Annotated in this window: 14 protein-coding genes; 9 read left to right on the top strand and 5 right to left on the bottom strand. The window is 51.9% G+C overall.

Annotation, left to right across the window (positions count from 1 at the left end; translation table 11 throughout):
- Positions 1 to 201: 201 nt before the first annotated feature.
- Positions 202 to 582, bottom strand: coding sequence for a hypothetical protein (locus tag DXU84_RS05470; RefSeq protein WP_153375055.1), 381 nt, complete (start codon positions 580 to 582; stop codon positions 202 to 204).
- Positions 560 to 1,987: an exodeoxyribonuclease I gene (gene sbcB, locus DXU84_RS05465; RefSeq protein WP_015689632.1), complete on the bottom strand. Its 1,428-nt coding sequence runs from the start codon at positions 1,985 to 1,987 to the stop codon at positions 560 to 562. The genes DXU84_RS05470 and sbcB overlap by 23 nt, the downstream gene beginning before the upstream one ends.
- Before the next feature lie 236 nt (positions 1,988 to 2,223).
- On the opposite strand from sbcB, the gene DXU84_RS05460 reads away from it, so the two are divergent.
- Together DXU84_RS05460 and DXU84_RS05455 are read left to right on the top strand one after the other, a co-directional pair.
- A complete protein-coding gene (locus DXU84_RS05460; RefSeq protein ID WP_013574906.1) occupies positions 2,224 to 3,321 on the top strand; it encodes an FUSC family protein in 1,098 nt (365 codons plus the stop codon).
- A gap of 167 nt (positions 3,322 to 3,488) precedes the next feature.
- Complete coding sequence (locus DXU84_RS05455; RefSeq protein ID WP_013574907.1) at positions 3,489 to 3,821, top strand: DUF496 family protein; 333 nt, start codon at positions 3,489 to 3,491, stop codon at positions 3,819 to 3,821.
- A 63-nt stretch (positions 3,822 to 3,884) separates the two neighbouring features.
- On the opposite strand, the gene DXU84_RS05450 is transcribed toward DXU84_RS05455, so the two are convergent.
- The gene (locus tag DXU84_RS05450; protein WP_013574908.1) at positions 3,885 to 4,844 is read right to left on the bottom strand and encodes a D-2-hydroxyacid dehydrogenase family protein; all 960 of its coding nucleotides are present in this window, start codon (positions 4,842 to 4,844) and stop codon (positions 3,885 to 3,887) included.
- Positions 4,845 to 5,044: 200 nt separating this feature from the next.
- Positions 5,045 to 6,148, bottom strand: a complete 1,104-nt coding sequence (locus tag DXU84_RS05445) for an ABC transporter ATP-binding protein (protein ID WP_037035967.1) — start codon at positions 6,146 to 6,148, stop codon at positions 5,045 to 5,047.
- Between the two features lie 276 nt (positions 6,149 to 6,424).
- Here DXU84_RS05445 and DXU84_RS05440 point away from each other — a divergent pair, with 276 nt between their 5' ends.
- The 6 genes from DXU84_RS05440 to DXU84_RS05415 all read left to right on the top strand — a co-directional run bounded on the left by DXU84_RS05440 (position 6,425) and on the right by DXU84_RS05415 (position 13,653).
- The gene (locus DXU84_RS05440) at positions 6,425 to 7,651 is read left to right on the top strand and encodes an extracellular solute-binding protein (protein ID WP_153375053.1); all 1,227 of its coding nucleotides are present in this window, start codon (positions 6,425 to 6,427) and stop codon (positions 7,649 to 7,651) included.
- Positions 7,652 to 7,737: 86 nt separating this feature from the next.
- Positions 7,738 to 9,039 carry a carbohydrate ABC transporter permease gene (locus DXU84_RS05435; RefSeq protein WP_015689635.1) on the top strand — a complete coding sequence of 434 codons (1,302 nt, stop codon included), beginning with the start codon at positions 7,738 to 7,740 and terminating at the stop codon, positions 9,037 to 9,039.
- 13 nt (positions 9,040 to 9,052) lie between these two features.
- Complete coding sequence (locus tag DXU84_RS05430) at positions 9,053 to 9,904, top strand: sugar ABC transporter permease (RefSeq protein WP_013574912.1); 852 nt, start codon at positions 9,053 to 9,055, stop codon at positions 9,902 to 9,904.
- A gap of 4 nt (positions 9,905 to 9,908) precedes the next feature.
- A complete protein-coding gene (locus DXU84_RS05425; protein WP_013574913.1) occupies positions 9,909 to 11,120 on the top strand; it encodes an arabinogalactan endo-beta-1,4-galactanase in 1,212 nt (403 codons plus the stop codon).
- A gap of 65 nt (positions 11,121 to 11,185) precedes the next feature.
- Positions 11,186 to 13,255: a beta-galactosidase gene (locus DXU84_RS05420; RefSeq protein WP_015689636.1), complete on the top strand. Its 2,070-nt coding sequence runs from the start codon at positions 11,186 to 11,188 to the stop codon at positions 13,253 to 13,255.
- Between the two features lie 80 nt (positions 13,256 to 13,335).
- Positions 13,336 to 13,653: a glucose PTS transporter subunit EIIB gene (locus tag DXU84_RS05415; RefSeq protein ID WP_013574915.1), complete on the top strand. Its 318-nt coding sequence runs from the start codon at positions 13,336 to 13,338 to the stop codon at positions 13,651 to 13,653.
- Between the two features lie 319 nt (positions 13,654 to 13,972).
- On the opposite strand, the gene DXU84_RS05410 is transcribed toward DXU84_RS05415, so the two are convergent.
- Complete coding sequence (locus tag DXU84_RS05410; protein ID WP_013574916.1) at positions 13,973 to 15,229, bottom strand: maltoporin; 1,257 nt, start codon at positions 15,227 to 15,229, stop codon at positions 13,973 to 13,975.
- A 277-nt stretch (positions 15,230 to 15,506) separates the two neighbouring features.
- On the opposite strand from DXU84_RS05410, the gene DXU84_RS05405 reads away from it, so the two are divergent.
- Positions 15,507 to 16,577: a LacI family DNA-binding transcriptional regulator gene (locus tag DXU84_RS05405; protein ID WP_013574917.1), complete on the top strand. Its 1,071-nt coding sequence runs from the start codon at positions 15,507 to 15,509 to the stop codon at positions 16,575 to 16,577.
- Positions 16,578 to 16,613: the final 36 nt, after the last annotated feature.

The raw sequence follows: 16,613 nt of genomic DNA, 5'->3' as shown, positions 1-16,613 counted from the left end.
CACGAACGGTGATTATTGAATGTGTCGCGCCGAAACCGAACAAAGGGGGAAGTGCTTTCCCCCTTTGCATTCCCCCCGCTTTTTTCAACACGCGCTACCGCAGGCACGACGGACATATTTCCCGGCAACAGTGAGTGGCGTAAAATGTCATCGCTTCGCGATTCCCTCATTTCAGGTGTCGAGCCTTGGGTCTCGAACCGTTCATTCGGTGCCATTTTTGATCACGCCAATACACTTTTCTAAAAGATGAAAAACAATCCGACTTTGAATTTGAGATCGTGCGGGCGGTTCAGAAATCTTGCTGAACGGAGCGGCTTCGAGACCTGTGGCTCGAAGACCGAGAGAAGGAACCGCGCAGCGGCAAGATTTCCAGCCTGTCGCTGTGCTACCTGAAACATTGTGACCAGCGAAGCGCGCAGTGAAAAAAGCGAGGAGAGTCGAGAGAGGAAAAGCACTTTCCTCTCTCGTCGGTTTCGGCACAAAAAGCCGCATGGGAACTGCTTTTGAAAAACCGAAATTCTCACTATTCCGGAAGGGGTTGTTCGGGAATCCCCAAAAATTAACCCACCAGCTTCTTCCCATATTCAAACAGCGCCTTGAGAAGCGCCATCTTCTCAACATCCCCCTCATGCAAGTTATAGAGCGATTCAAGCTCTAAAATGTACGCCTGCACACGCTCGTCTGTGAGTTTCTCCTGGCGATGCAACATCCAGCGTTTCTGTTCGGCATCGGTCAGCGTGGCAGGGTAGTTGCGGGCGCGGAAACGAAACAACAGCGGTTCGATGCGGGAATCATTAAAGGTCAGATCCAGCGCGGGAAGGTTCTCCGGACGGGTTTCCACAATGATGCGCATGGCCGCGCGATCGGCATCGCTGAAAAAGCCGTCGTAAAGGCGGGCGTCTACGTCATCGGAAGGCGTAAACGGCTCTGCTTCAGCAAACATCGTGACCACTTTCTCGCGCACCTGCGGGTTCTGACGCAGTAACTGCAAATTCTCAAGACAACGCTGACGGTCAATACCCAGCCGTTCGGCATTTTCCGGCAACAGTGTTTTGGCCGGTGCCAGCACCGGACATTTGTTGATGTGCACCAGCTTGACCGGCAACGGAGATTGCCCGGCCTGCAACGCCTCGCGGCGGCTGTACAGACGTTCGCGCATCTCATCAGGATTGAGATCTAACAGCGTCGACATATCACCGGCCAGATCGCACATGATCACGGCGTTCTTGTTTTCAGGATGCCACGCCAGTGGTGCGACCCACGCGGTATTCCCGCGTGCCGCGCCGAACATACCGGAAACATGCACCAGCGGGGCCATGGCAGGAATGTCGATCAGGGTATTGAGTTTATGTTTGCTGCGATGCTCGAGCAGGAAGCTGAACAAACGTGGTTGCGCCTGTTTCACCAGCTTTGCCATAGCGATAGTGGCGTAGACGTCGGCCATCGCGTCATGGGCATTTTCGTGTTCAATGCCGTTGGCTTTGGTCAGATGTTCCAGACGGAAGCTCGGAAAACCGTCATCATTTTCCGGCCAGTTGATGCCTTCCGGACGCAGCGCATAACAGGCGCGCATCACATCCAGCAGATCCCAGCGGGAATTGCCGTTCTGCCAGCTGTAGGCATACGGATCGTAAAAGTTGCGATAAAGGATATTACGGCTGACTTCATCGTCGAAACGGATATTGTTATATCCGACAATGCAGGTGCCCGGCACGCTGAAAGCTTTATGGATTTGCGCGGTAAACTCGGCTTCGATCAGGCCGCGTTCCAGCGCTACTTGTGGCGTAATACCGGTGATCATCACCGCTTCAGGTTCAGGCAGATAATCGTCAGAAGGGCGGCAATAAATCACCAGCGGTTCTTCGATGATATTGAAATCTTCGTCAGTTCTCACCCCGGCAAATTGTGCCGGGCGATCCAGCGCCGGGTTTTTACCGAATGTCTCGTAATCATGAAAATAAAAAGTTTTTTGCGGCTTGTCTGACATGACGGAAATAACCTTAATCAGTGCGGAATGAATGAACTTGACGGCGACTAGGATACCATCCGCCACAATGAAGTCATGACAAAATGCGCAGGCATGGAACACATCATCAAAATCGGCCCGTTATTCCGCAATACCGCACCGATCCCCCAAATCCCTGACAAAACCAGGGTGATCCCCTCTGGTAACTCGGCTAAACTACCGCCTTCTTTGAATTTACGCCTTACGGCAGGCTCAACGTGCGTCTCGACAAGAAAATTTCTGCGCTGGATAACGTCATTTATCGTAATTACAGAATGACTCACGCCCTGCGGATCGCGGTGGCATTTATTCTGACATTCCTGATTGTCCGTCTGACGAAAATCCCCGAAGGTACCTGGCCGCTGATCACCCTGGTCGTGGTGATGGGACCGATGTCGTTTTGGGGAAACGTGCTTCAGCGGGTGCTGGAGCGCATTACCGGCACGGTATTGGGTTCCGTTTCCGGGCTGATTGCCTTATGGCTCGAGCTGTACTCTTTTCCGCTGATGCTGGTGTGGTGCGGAATTGTGATGTTTGTCAGCGGCTATCTGACCCTTGGCAAGCGTCCGTATATGGCGCTGCTGATCGGCATTACGCTGGCGGTGGTGTGTGGCGCAGGGCCGGGCGATATGAATACCGCGCTGTGGCGTTCCGGCGATGTAATTTTCGGTTCCCTGCTGGCGCTGCTTTTCGCCAGTATTTATCCGCAGCGCGCGTTTATTCACTGGCGCATGCAGATGGCCGATTACCTGATGTCGCTGAACAAACTCTACAGCGCGTGGTTATCGCCGAATATGCTCGAACGCCCGCATCTGCACGGTAAAATGAAAACGACAATGGGGCAGATGGTCAAGATGCGCGCTCTGTTCGCTCCCGCCAGTAAGGAATCGCATATTCCGCGTGAAGTGTTTGATGCGATCCAGACCCTGAGCCGTAATCTGTTGTGCACGCTGGAACTGCTGGCCGATGCCTACTGGAGTTCGCGCGAAAGCCATTTCCTGATGCTCAATGCCCGCACGCTGCGCAGTGCGCAACTGCTGATGCTCAATACGCTGGAAAAGCTCAGTCTGATGCTGATGAACGGCACGCGAGGCGACGAACTGACGATCAATCATCAGCTCAACGAATCTGCGGAAGAGCTGAAAGCGCTGATGGCGGAAATGAATGCAGCAAATCATCTGGAAGCGCAGGTGTATGGCTACGTGTGGCTGAGCTCACAGGTGGCGGAACAACTGCGGGCTATGGGCGACCTGATCACCATGACGATGCAAAAAGAAGACGCTCAAATAATCAGCGGTAAAACGCCGAAAGCATGAAGGGATTTTTGTCTGTGGCCTAAAACGGGTAAGATGGCGTTATTGGACGATTATCTGAGCGCGCAGCCCGATCTTTGCTACTCTTCTGCTAGCTGACAGTTAAGGCAGGACAAGCGGTTGCGACAAGTCAGTCACTGAATCTGTGTAACTTAATCGAAGGTGTTAAAATGGACAATATCAATAAGCCGAGTTTCCAGGACGTTCTGGAGTTTGTGCGCATTTTCCGTCGTAAAAACAAATTACAACGCGAAATTGCTGACAACGAAAAGAAAATCCGTGACAACCAGAAACGTGTTCTGCTGCTCGACAACCTGAGTGATTACATCAAACCAGGTATGAGCATCGACGAAATTCAGGCGATCATTGCCAGCATGCGCGGCGACTATGAAGATCGCGTTGATGATTACATCATCCGCAATGCGGACCTGTCGAAAGAACGTCGTGAAATGTCCAAAAAGCTGAAAGCAATGGGCGAAATCAAAGCCAACGAAACCAAGTAGTTTCGTCGCGACCGAATACAAAAACCGGGTTGATGCCCGGTTTTTTTACGCCTGTTGTTTACCTTATTCCAAAACGCGTACCGGTTTTCCGGCCAGAAACGCCTGAATGTCTTCGACGGCTTCGGTGAAATACACCTGATAATTGCCGTCTGAAACGTAGCCCAGATGCGGCGTCGCCAGTACGTTGGGTTGCGTTCTGAAAGGATGATCTGCCGGCAGCGGCTCGACATCAAACACATCCAGTCCGGCACCGGCAATCACACCCTTTTGCAACGCACTGAGCAGGGCGGGCTGATCGACAATCGCGGCGCGCGAGGTATTAATCAGCAGGGCGGAGGGCTTCATCTGCGCCAGTTCCTGCACACCCAGCAAGCCGCGCGTGCGTTCGCCGAGCACCAGATGAATGGACACCACATCGCTGGTTTGCAGTAATTCTTCTTTCGATGCGCAAAGTGTCACACCCTGTTCCGCCGCGCGTTCTGCGGTCAGGTTCTGGCTCCACGCACACACATCCATACCGAACGCCTGCGCGATATGTGCCATCTTCTGACCAATTTTTCCCAGTCCCAGCAGACCAAGACGTTTGCCGCTCAGGCCAAAACCCAGCGTGCTCTGCCACGAGCCGTTGTGGCGAAACGCATTATTTTCAGTCATCAGATGCCGCGCCAGCCCGAGGATCAGTGCCCATGTCAGCTCAACCGGCGCAGACTGCCCGCTGCCGGTGCCACAGACCGTCACGCCATGCTTTTTCGCCGCCGCGAGATCTATTGAGGCATTGCGCATACCGGAGGTGATCAGCAGTTTCAGTTTGGGCAAACGGGTAAACAGCGCGGCGGTGAACGGTGTGCGTTCACGCATAATCACGACGATATCGGCGTCTTTCAGGGTTTCAGCGAGGGTATTTTCATCAGCAATATGTTCCGTCAGCGCCTGGCATTCCACCTGCGGTGCCAGTGAGCGCCAGTCAGCCAGCGAAAGGGAAACGTTCTGGTAATCATCAAGAATGCGGCATTGCAATGGCATGGGGATCCCTTATCTGAAAATCATGATAAAGAGATATAGCACTGAAACTGCCGGGAGGTGAAGTGTCCCGGTAAGCCCCTTTCCTTTATGCGGCGCAAAAGCCCTGCATAAAGGAAAGGGTGTAAATGAATCTGATGGGGGAAAGCCTTTTAGCGGGGAAAGTGCGGGAGGAGACCGCCGCAGCGGGCGGTCTGACAACATTAATGCAGATGTGAAAGGCTCGGCGCGCTGATGCGCAGACCGTCTTCGCTGAATACCATGCAACGTTTAGCATCGAACCAGGTGGTCAGGCTCTGATAAGGATTGAACGCCATATCGCCCGGCAGCAGCATTTTGAAACCGTCGGTGCCATAACACTGACCAAACAGATAGGTGCTGTTGCCCAGCCGTTCAACCACTTCGCAGTTAAATTCCAGCACGTTTTCAGTTTCCTGCGACAGCAGATGTTCAGGTCGGATGCCGAGCGTCACTTTATCGCCTGCTGCCAGTTCGCTGGTGTTCAGCGCCAGCGTCAGCGTCTTCTCCGGCGTCAGGCGCACTTCGAGCCGCTCCGGCTGCCAGCTCAGCACCTCTGCAGGCAGAAAATTCATCTTCGGCGAGCCGATAAATCCGGCCACAAACTGATTCACCGGGTTGTAGTACAGATCCATCGGCGCGCCTGTCTGCTCGACTTTGCCGTAATTCATCACCACGATTTTATCGGCCAGCGTCATGGCTTCGGTCTGATCGTGCGTCACGTACACCATGGTGGTTTTCAGTTCCTGATGCAGCTTGGAAATGTGTAAACGCATATCCACCCGCAGCTCGGCATCCAGGTTAGACAGCGGTTCATCAAACATAAACACTTGCGGATTTCGCACAATCGCACGACCAATCGCGGTGCGCTGGCGCTGACCGCCGGAAAGCTGTTTCGGTTTTCTGTCCAGCAAATGAGAAAGCTGCAAGGTTTTGGCAACCATCTCCACCTGATGACGAATTTCCTCTTTCGGTACGCCGTTGACTTTTAGCCCGTACCCCATGTTTTCCGCAATGGTCATGTGCGGATACAGCGCGTAAGACTGAAACACCATCGCCACGCCACGGCGTGAAGGGTCGACGTCATTCACCCGTTGCTCGCCAATGTAAACGTCTCCTTCCGTAATATCTTCCAGCCCGGCAATCATGCGCAGAAGGGTGGATTTCCCGCACCCGGACGGCCCGACGAAAACGGTGAACTCGCCGTCTTCAATATCAATATTGATGCCATGCAACGTCACTGTTTTATCGAAACGCTTGACCACATTTTTAAGTCTGATGCTGGACATGTTTGACCTCATGAAGAATTCATACCGCTGATGTTTCGGACTATAACCACCTTGTGTAAGCGTTTGCACAGGCGGGTTTGAATTTTGGAGAGAAGATCACACAATGCGCATCTTTTTGTAGTGATTTATGGTGTGTAAGTTTAACGTATAACATAGTTTTTAAGGCGACATTCATCATTACTAAATCAGATTTTAAAGGGTTTTTTGTATAAAGTGTTGACTGACTGTCGTTACGTACCCTACAAAAATGTTATACCTTCACATTCAGGAGCGACAATGAAAATTACCCACCTTACTGCCCTGGTACTGATGTCATTAAGTCTCAGCAGCCAGGCCGTCCGGGCAGCAGAGGGACAGTTACTTGTCTGGGAAGATATTAAGAAATCTTCCGGTATTTCCGACGCGGTGAAAGATTTTGAAAAAGAGAACAACGTCAAAGTCGTGGTGCAGGAAACGCCTTATGCACAACAAACGGAGAAATTACGTCTGGATGGTCCGGCAGGTATCGGCCCCGACGTCGTCGTGATCCCCAATGATCAGCTGGGCACGGCAGTGGTACAGGGTTTACTGGCGCCACTGAATCTCGACAAAGCGTTTCTTGCGAGCTTTACGCCGCCAGCATTGAACGCCTTCCAGCTTAAAGGCCAGACCTATGGGGTGCCGAAAGCGGTGGAAACGCTGGTGCTGATTTACAACAAAGATTTACTGCCACAGGCACCGGCAACGCTCGACGAGTATTACACCTTCTCCAAAGCCGAAAGGGCGAAAGGTAAATATGGTCTGTTAGCCAAGTTTGACGAAGTGTATTACGCCTACGGCGCGATGGCTTCGATGGGCGGCTATATATTCGGTAAGGATGCTAAAGGCGAAATCAACGTCGAAGATATCGGCCTGAATAAACCGGGCAGCATTGAAGCCATTACTTACCTGAAGAAATTCTATGCCGACGGGTTATTCCCGGCAGGGATTGTCGGCGATAACGGCCTGAACGCCATCGACTCGCTGTTTACTGAAAAGAAAGCGGCTGCGGTGATCACCGGTCCCTGGGCCTTCCAGCCGTATGAAGCTGCTGGCATTAACTATGGCGTGAAAGCGCTGCCGCTGTTGCCAAACGGCAAACCGATGAGTTCTTTCCTTGGCGTAAAAGGTTATGCGGTTTCAACCTACAGCAAGCAAAAACCGCTGGCGGAAAAATTCATCACCTTCATCAACCAGCCGAAGTACGCCAAATTGCGCTACGAAGTGACCAAGGAAATCCCGGCACTGACGGCGCTGGTTAATGATCCGATGATCAAAAATGATGAGAAAGCCAACGCGGTGGCCGAACAATCCACCCGCGCCACGGCGATGCCGGGTGTACCGGAAATGCAGGAAGTCTGGGGGCCTGCGAACAACGGCATCCAGTTGGGTGTGACTGGCAAACAGCCGGTTGATGCCGCGCTGAACGACGCGGTGAAAAATATCCAGATGCAAATCGAAGCGGCGAAAGCCAGCAACGAATAACCGGCAACGCCTGCTGAAACCCACGTATGTCTGACCGGAGGGAGTGATTTCACTCCCTCACCAGTGAAAGGAACATCTTTGTGTCTATGCGTCTTCATGAGGAAAACCAGGCGCCACTCTCTGCCAGCCACCATGCACCGGTGGCGCTGGCTGTGGCGCTGATCCCCGGTTTTGGGCAGTTTTATAACCGGCAATGGGCCAAGGGAATACTGTTTTTTATCATTCTTATTTGTTTCGCCGGCGTCTTCTATGATTTCCTGCGTCAGGGATTATGGGGTTTATATACACTGGGCGAAGAAGTGCCGCGTGATAATTCGATATTTCTGCTCGCCAAAGGCATTATCAGCCTGCTGATTGGCGCGTTCGGCGTGGCCTTTTATTACTGGAGTCTGCGCGATGCGTGGGCAAATGGTAAACGCCGCGACCAGGGGATGGAATTACCCAGCGTGCGCAAGCAATATCATTTGCTGCTGCGTGAAGGTTTCCCTTATCTGATGATTACGCCGGGCTTTATTTTGCTGGTGTTTGTGGTGGTCTTCCCGATTATATTCGGCTTCTCCATTGCTTTTACCAATTATAATTTATACCACACGCCGCCGGCTAAATTAGTCGACTGGGTGGGGTTCAAAAACTTTATTAATATCTTCACGCTCAATATCTGGCGTTCGACCTTGCTGGATGTATTGCAATGGACGGTGGTCTGGACCGTGCTGGCGACCACGCTGCAATGTACGGTTGGCGTGATGCTGGCAATTCTGGTGAACCAGAAAGATTTGCGCTTCAAGGCGCTGATCCGCACCGTGCTTATTTTGCCGTGGGCGGTGCCGGGTTTTGTCACCATTCTGGTGTTTGCGGGCATGTTCAATGACTCATTCGGTGTCATCAATAACGGCATTCTGGCTGCCTTAGGCATTGAGCCTAAAGCCTGGCTGACCGATCCGTTCTGGACCAAAACGGCGCTGATCCTGATGCAGACCTGGCTGGGCTTCCCGTTTGTGTTTGCCATGACTACCGGCGTATTGCAGGCCATTCCGAACGATTTATATGAAGCCGCGACAATGGATGGTGCCAGTACCTGGAAGAAACTTAAAACCATTACATTGCCGCTGGTCTTATATTCCATTGCGCCGATTATTATCACGCAATACACCTTCAACTTTAATAACTTCAATATTATCTATCTGTTTAATAACGGCGGCCCGGCAGTGGCCGGTTCGAATGCAGGCGGAACGGATATTCTGGTGTCGTGGATATATAAACTCACCATGTCATCTTCACAATATGCCATTGCCGCGACCATTACGATTTTGCTGTCGATATTTGTGGTCGGTATTGCTCTGTGGCAATTCCGCTCAACCAATTCATTTAAACAAGATGATATGGCGTAACCGGGGGAAGGGCATGAGTAAGAACAGCAGTATTAAAAGAAACCGGTTTATCCGCCTCGGGCTGAGTTATTTCCTGTTGCTGATTGTGGCGGTGATCATTATTTATCCGCTGATCTGGACCGTCGGCGCATCACTGAATGCCGGTAACAGCCTGCTCAGCACGTCGATTATTCCGGAGAACGTCTCGTTCCAGCATTACAAAGACCTGTTTAACGGCGAAGTGAATTATGTCGGCTGGTACTGGAACTCGATGAAAATCAGTTTCCTGACCATGATCCTGACCCTGATTTGTGTCAGTTTCACCGCCTATTCTTTCTCGCGTTTTCGCTTTAAAGGCCGCAAAGACGGGCTGATGTTGTTTCTGTTATTGCAGATGATCCCCCAGTTTTCCGCGCTGATCGCCATCTTTGTGCTGGCGCAGTTACTCGGGCTTATCAACAGTCATCTGGCACTGGTGCTGATTTACGTCGGCGGCATGATCCCGATGAACACCTATCTGATGAAAGGCTATCTCGACGCCATTCCGAAAGATCTGGATGAATCAGCGCGGATGGACGGCGCGGGCAATTTCCGCATTTTCATCGAAATCATCATGCCTTTGTCCAAGCCGATTCTGGCCGTGATCGCGCTGTTTTCCTTCACCGGACCGCTGGGTGATTTCATTCTTTCCAGCACCATTTTACGCACGCCAGATAAGTACACCCTACCGATTGGCCTGTACAACCTGGTCGCGCAAAAAATGGGTGCCAACTACACCATGTACGCCGCTGGCGCGGTACTGATCGCCGTGCCTGTCGCCATTTTCTATCTGGCTTTACAAAAATACTTCGTTTCCGGCCTGACGGCTGGCAGTACAAAAGGATAATCCGATGACTTTCTTTTCTAAGAAGATTTTCAACAAAAGCGCAATGGCCTGCGTGCTGCTGGCGGTGTCATTTTCCGGGGTGGCGCAGGAGGTGGTGATTAAAAAAGTCGCCAACGTCCCGGCGGATTTCATCAAAGGTGCGGATATCTCGACGCTGATTGACGTCGAAAAACACGGCGGCAAGTTCTTTGATCAAAACCACAAGCAGACCGACGCGATGGTGATCCTCAGACAAAACGGTTTCAACTACGTGCGTCTGCGCTTGTGGGTGGATCCGAAAGATGCGCAGGGGCATCCGTACGGTGGCGGTAATAACGATCTGGCCACCACGCTGGAGCTGGCGAAGCGCGCCAAAGCGCAGGGTTTTAAAATCCTGCTCGATTTCCATTACAGCGATTTCTGGACTGATCCGGGTAAACAGTTCAAGCCAAAAAGCTGGGAGAAAATGGATTATCCGCAACTGAAAACTGCCATTCATGATTACAGCCGCGAGGTGATCGCCAGATTCCGTGCACAAGGCACCGTGCCGGATATGGTGCAGGTCGGCAACGAAATGAACGGCGGCATTTTATGGCCTGAAGGCAAAAGCTGGGGCGCAGGCGGCGGGGAGTTTGACCGTCTGGCCGGGCTGCTGAATGCGGCGATTGCCGGTGTGCGTGCTGATGAAAAAAATCCTTCTGATATCAAAATCATGCTGCATCTGGCCGAAGGCACTAAGAACGACACCTTCCGCTGGTGGTTCGATGAAATTAATCAGCGCAAGGTGCCTTACGACGTGATTGGCCTGTCATTTTATACCTACTGGAACGGTCCGGTTTCCGCGTTGCAGACCAACATGGACGACATCAGCAAGCGCTACAACAAAGACGTGATCGTGGTGGAAGTGGCTTACGGCTATACCACCAAAAACTGTGATGCGGCTGAAAACAGCTTTACCGAAAAAGAAGCCAAAGACGGCGGCTATCCGGGCACGGTGCAGGGGCAGGCTGATTTCCTCAGCGACATGATCAAAAGCCTGGTCGCGGTGCCGGATCATCGCGGCAAGGGTCTGTTCTACTGGGAACCGACCTGGATCGCCGTTGACGGCGCAGGCTGGGCGACACCGGCCGGGATGACCTACATCAACGACCACTGGAAAGAGGGCAATGCCCGCGAAAATCAGGCGTTGTTCAGCTGTGACGGTCAGGTTCTTCCTTCCATCAAAGTCTTCAATTAATCCCTTTTTCCCCGGCTTGATTGGCCGGGGAGTTGATATTTCTTAAAGTTCCTAAGGACCCAAGCATGACGAAATTTCCTCTTCTGAGCAGTAAGATTTCCGGGCTATTACATGGTGCGGATTACAACCCGGAACAGTGGCTGGAAAGCCCCGATGTGCTGATTCGCGATGTCGAAATGATGAAAGAGGCGCGCTGTAATGTCATGTCAGTCGGGATTTTTAGCTGGTCAGCGCTGGAGCCTGAAGAAGGTCATTTTACCTTTGGCTGGCTGGATCAGGTGCTGGACAAATTGCATGAAAATGGCATCTCGGTATTTCTTGCCACACCAAGCGGCGCACGTCCGGCGTGGATGTCGCAAAAGTATCCTGAAGTCCTGCGCGTCGGGCGTGACCGCGTAAAAGCACTGCACGGCGGGCGTCACAATCACTGTATGAGTTCGCCGGTGTATGCCGAAAAAGTGCAACTGATGAACAGTGCGCTGGCGAAGCGTTACGCCCATCATCCGGCGGTGATTGGCTGGCATATTTCCAACGAATACGGTGGCGAGTGCCATTGCCATTACTGCCAGACCCGTTTCCGCGACTGGCTGAAAGCCCGTTACGTCACGCTCGATGCGCTGAATCAAGCCTGGTGGAGCACTTTCTGGAGCCACACCTATACCGACTGGGCGCAGATCGAATCGCCGTCGCCGCAGGGCGAAAGCGGCATTCACGGCCTGAATCTCGACTGGCGTCGTTTTAACACCGATCAGGTCACCCGTTTTTGCAGCGAGGAAATCCGCCCGCTCAAAGCGGAGAATCCGGCGTTACCGGCGACCACCAATTTCATGGAATATTTCTACGATTACGATTACTGGAAACTCGCCAGCGTGCTGGATTTCATCTCGTGGGACAGCTATCCGATGTGGCATACCCGCAAAGATGATATCGGTCTGGCGGCGTACACTGCGATGTATCACGATTTAATGCGTACGCTGAAACAGGGCCAGCCGTTTGTGCTGATGGAATCGACACCGAGTTTCACCAACTGGCAGCCGGTCAGCAAACTGAAAAAGCCGGGCATGCATATTCTGTCTTCTTTGCAGGCGGTCGCTCATGGTTCGGATTCTGTGCAGTATTTCCAGTGGCGTAAAAGCCGCGGTTCGTCAGAAAAATTCCACGGCGCGGTCGTCGATCACGTCGGGCATATCGATACCCGTGTCGGGCGCGAAGTGGCCGAACTGGGCGGGATTCTATCGGCGCTGGCTCCGGTGGCGGGCAGCCGCGTAGAAGCCAGAGTGGCAATTATCTTCGACTGGGAAAGCCGCTGGGCGATGGACGATTCCCTCGGACCGCGCAATCAGGGACTGGAATATGAAAACACGGTTGCCGGACATTACCGCGCACTGTGGTCGCAGGGCATTGCGGTCGATGTGATCAATGCCGATTGCGATTTAACCGGTTACGACCTGGTGATTGCGCCGATGCTGTATATGGTGAGGGCAGGCGTCGGCGAGCGGATCACCGCGTTCGTGCAGGCCGGCGGGCGGTTCGTCGCGACTTACTGGAGCGGTATCGTTAACGAAAGCGATTTGTGTTTCCTCAACGGATTCCCTGGACCGTTGCGTCCGGTACTGGGTATCTGGGCGGAAGAAATCGACAGCCTGACCGACGATCAGCACAACAGCGTCAGCGGCACTGAAGGCAATGCGCTGGGGTTAAACGGCCCGTATCGTGCCAGCGAATTGTGTGAAGTGATCCACCTGGAAGGTGCGGCCGCACTGGCGACGTACGGTGACGATTTCTACGCCGGCACGCCCGCCGTGACCGTGAATCTGTTTGGCAAAGGGCAGGCGTATTATCTGGCTTCCCGAAACGATCAGCAATTCCACGCCGATTTTTATACCGCGCTGGCGAAAGAAATGAAGCTGCCACGGGCGATAGCCACCGATCTGCCTGAAGGTGTCACTGCCGCACGACGCACCGACGGTGAAAGTGAATTTATCTTCCTGCAAAACTATGCCGCCGACAGCCAGACGGTGACATTGCCGGATGATTACCGCGACATGGTTCACGGCGGTATATTACCGCGCACACTGACGCTTCCGGCATTCGGTTGTCAGATCCTGTCGCGGCGTTTATCTGTTATTTCTTAACCCATTATTTTTAACAGCGACGTGCAATCAGGATTTCCCGGTTGCACGTTTTTTTTCATTCCTGAAAGAGAGTGTTCATCATGGTAAATATTAAAGACTTTATGCATGTATTCTCTGCGAAAAATAAAACGCCTGACAATGAAGTGCCGCCATCGACTGACGTGGCGTTATTAATTGATGCACTCGGCGGGCGCGATAATATTGTGAATGTCGATGCCTGTATTACCCGCCTGCGCGTGACGGTAAAAGAACTTAAGCGCGTGAACTCCGGTGCTATCCAGCAGACCGGTGCGATTGGCGTGGTGATCATCGGTCAGGAAGTACATGCGATATTCGGTAAGCAATCCGACAGCCTGAAGAAATTAATGACTGAGAAGTTTGGACTGAAAAGTAATTAAACGCTGTTGCTGAAATAATCCCAAAAATAAAGGCAGCCCGACACAAGGCTGCCTTTATTGTTTCTGCTTTTTATAAATAATAATGATGCTGCTGTGCGGAGAAAAAACGTAACGATCCCCTACAAGAGAAATTAAGTTTTTATCTGTCGCTTTATAACAATGAGGATATTTCTTTTTGTACAATATGACTTCACATTTCCAAAATTATTGGAGTTGTAGCCAGGCGGCAAGTGAACGAATCCCGATGAGCTGACTGAAGTCAGTGATTCGGGTGAGTAAACGTAGCCAACGCAGCAACAGCTTCAAGAATGAAGGAAATTTACCACCAGGCTTCTACCTGTACCCCAAAGTTCCACGTATCCGCTTTGGTATGGTCGTCAAACGTATCGCCATGCTCAGAATCATTCAGATAAGACGCGAACACACGCAATTCAGGGCGTGACATAAACTCCGGACCGGCTGCCAGACCCATCGCCAGTGTATATTTCTGACCGCCTTGCTTGTAGTTCGAGCCGTTCTTGTAATCATCTTTCTGATAGAAGGTACCGACTTCACCGATGGTACGCACATACTCTGTCCACTGGTATTGCGCGCGGCCTACCAGAGAAACCAGCTCAGTCGTGTCGGTGTAATCCGTGATGTTTTCTGCATGGCCGTAGGTCAGCACATGGTTGAGGCTGAACTTACTGGTGATCGGAATCAGACCGGTGATGATGCCACGATAACCGGTAGCGTCATTGGTGTAGTTCCACATATCGTACCAGCCACCGCCCTGCGAAATCATGTTCTGCGCCAGGCCCTTATCCGCGTACTGCAACACCAGTTTGTTATAGCCGCCCCACATATCCTGACTGATTTCACCGGTCAGCATCACGCCGTTATCCGCATCGTACAGGCCGCCGTACTCTTTCTGGTCATGCGACAGGTTTGGCATGGCGTAGTCGGCACCGATTTCCATCCAGGCACCGCTCCACGGTTTGATCCCGGCATAACGCACGTCGATGTAGTTAATGTTCACATCGTTATTGCCATCCACGCGGTAATCCACGTCATTGGCATCGCCACGGATCCACGCCAGAGAAAGCGCACCTTCACCCATTTTCAGGTTCTCAATACCGGCACCGGCACCGGAAATGTTCCAGTATTTGGTATCGATGATGTGTAAGTCGTGGCGCTGGTAATAACGTTTACCGCCCCAGATCACCGCATCTTTATCCCACGGCACCAGTCCTTTGATTTGCAGATTCAGCTGACGCAGGCCGAACTGTGCATCATCATTCAGGGTGTTTTCATCATCATTGGAGCCGTCAGACACCATACTGACCATCGAGTCGACGTAAAAACTCACGTCGTCTTTCTTGTAAACTTCGCTGCCCAGTTCGACTTCGCCGTAGGTGTCATCTTCGTTACCCAGACGCCCGACTTTGTTTTTCTGGAACTGTTCCAGACCGCCACCGCCAGAAACCCCCAGCCCCGAACGCAGATATCCATGGAAATCAATATCATTTGCCACAGCAGGGCCCGCTGTGATGGCGAGGGAAACCGCCACAGCCAGAGTGCGTAAGTTGTGTTTCATTTTTTTTCCTTATGATTGTATGACGTTCACATTTACGAAATCTATAAGATACCCAGAAACAATAATGATCAATTTTACATATTGTGAAATGTGAGATATGTCTACAACTTATGAATTAATGATAAATCAGGAGTGATGTAAATCACGATTATATGCAATGTTAACGTATAACTTATGCAGCAACGAACGCCCGGATTGAACTTTTAAATGAGATCCCGTACGTTGGCTCGATTATCATAAGATTGAGCAAAATCACGGGCTGCTGTGTGGGGAAAGAATGAAATCAAAAAGTTCGACATTAGAAGATGTTGCCCGCTATGCCGGTGTTTCGTACCAGACGGTTTCGCGGGTGTTAAACAAATCGGCCAATGTTTCAGATGCCACGCGTCTGAAGGTCGAACAGGCCATTGAAGTTCTGCGCTATGTTCCGAACCGGCTGGCGCAGCAACTGGTTGGAAAGCAGAGTTTTACCATCGGACTGGTCACCACATCACTGGCCTTACACGCGCCGTCGCAAATTGCGGCGTCAGTGAAAAAATATGCCCATCAGGCCGGGTATCAGGTGTTGATTTCAATGATTGATGAGGACGTCAATCAGAGCATTCAGGACTCCATTAACGAGCTGAAATCACAACGCGTTGACCGCATGATCATTAACATCCCGCTGGAAAGTGCCGAGGCTGAGCGGATTTATGAAAACAACCGCGACATTCTGTGTCTGTTTCTCGATGTCGACCCGACCAGTCCGGTGTTTAACGTCTGCTTTAATCCGGCTGACGGGTCGCGTGCCAGCGTGGAATATCTGCATGATTTAGGGCATCGGGAATTTGCCTTGCTGGCGGGGCCGGAAGATTCTGTGTCTTCCCGTTTGCGTCTGAAAAGCTGGCAGGAAACGCTGGCAGAGAAGGGCATTCAGCCGGTGACCGTCATCCACGGCGACTGGAGTGCGAAAAGCGGTTATTACTGCGCGTTGCAGATTTTGCGTGAAACTCCGCAATTCACCGCCATGCTGGTGGGCAATGACCAGATGGCGCTGGGCGTCATCAGTGCGCTGCATCAGCACAATGTGGCCATTCCGCAGCAGGCGTCGATCATTGGCTACGATGACACGTACGACAGCGCATTCTTCCATCCGTCACTGACCACCGTGTCACTGGATCTCGATTTGCAGAGCAAAGAGGCGGTTGAACATTTACTGGCCGAAAGTGCGGAGGTGATGTCATCCAAAATTCTGCCTGCGAAACTGGTGGTGCGTAATTCGACCCGTGCGCCCGGGCAGCAGGATAAAGATCTCAATCAGATAGCCGATCAGCTCGATCTTCTGGCGCGGCAGTTGCGGGGCCAGTAAGAAAACGCTTTAATTCCCGGCTTATTGAAAAGCAGA

This window comes from Rahnella sp. RcJ3 (assembly GCF_009498575.1).
GTDB lineage: Bacteria > Pseudomonadota > Gammaproteobacteria > Enterobacterales > Enterobacteriaceae > Rahnella > Rahnella aceris.
Note: the sequence above shows the minus strand (reverse complement) of the source record. Positions and strands in the feature narration are given on the sequence as shown.

What these genes read in the sequence shown, in the direction of transcription:
- DXU84_RS05405 (WP_013574917.1), top strand. Translation starts at nt 15,507, where the DNA reads ATGAAATCAAAAAGTTCGACATTAGAAGATGTTGCCCGCTATGCCGGT.
- DXU84_RS05430 (WP_013574912.1), top strand. Translation starts at nt 9,053, where the DNA reads ATGAGTAAGAACAGCAGTATTAAAAGAAACCGGTTTATCCGCCTCGGG.
- DXU84_RS05415 (WP_013574915.1), top strand. Translation starts at nt 13,336, where the DNA reads ATGGTAAATATTAAAGACTTTATGCATGTATTCTCTGCGAAAAATAAA.
- DXU84_RS05440 (WP_153375053.1), top strand. Translation starts at nt 6,425, where the DNA reads ATGAAAATTACCCACCTTACTGCCCTGGTACTGATGTCATTAAGTCTC.
- DXU84_RS05470 (WP_153375055.1), bottom strand. Translation starts at nt 582, where the DNA reads ATGGGAAGAAGCTGGTGGGTTAATTTTTGGGGATTCCCGAACAACCCC.
- DXU84_RS05450 (WP_013574908.1), bottom strand. Translation starts at nt 4,844, where the DNA reads ATGCCATTGCAATGCCGCATTCTTGATGATTACCAGAACGTTTCCCTT.
- DXU84_RS05420 (WP_015689636.1), top strand. Translation starts at nt 11,186, where the DNA reads ATGACGAAATTTCCTCTTCTGAGCAGTAAGATTTCCGGGCTATTACAT.
- DXU84_RS05425 (WP_013574913.1), top strand. Translation starts at nt 9,909, where the DNA reads ATGACTTTCTTTTCTAAGAAGATTTTCAACAAAAGCGCAATGGCCTGC.
- DXU84_RS05445 (WP_037035967.1), bottom strand. Translation starts at nt 6,148, where the DNA reads ATGTCCAGCATCAGACTTAAAAATGTGGTCAAGCGTTTCGATAAAACA.
- DXU84_RS05435 (WP_015689635.1), top strand. Translation starts at nt 7,738, where the DNA reads ATGCGTCTTCATGAGGAAAACCAGGCGCCACTCTCTGCCAGCCACCAT.
- DXU84_RS05455 (WP_013574907.1), top strand. Translation starts at nt 3,489, where the DNA reads ATGGACAATATCAATAAGCCGAGTTTCCAGGACGTTCTGGAGTTTGTG.
- sbcB (WP_015689632.1), bottom strand. Translation starts at nt 1,987, where the DNA reads ATGTCAGACAAGCCGCAAAAAACTTTTTATTTTCATGATTACGAGACA.
- DXU84_RS05410 (WP_013574916.1), bottom strand. Translation starts at nt 15,229, where the DNA reads ATGAAACACAACTTACGCACTCTGGCTGTGGCGGTTTCCCTCGCCATC.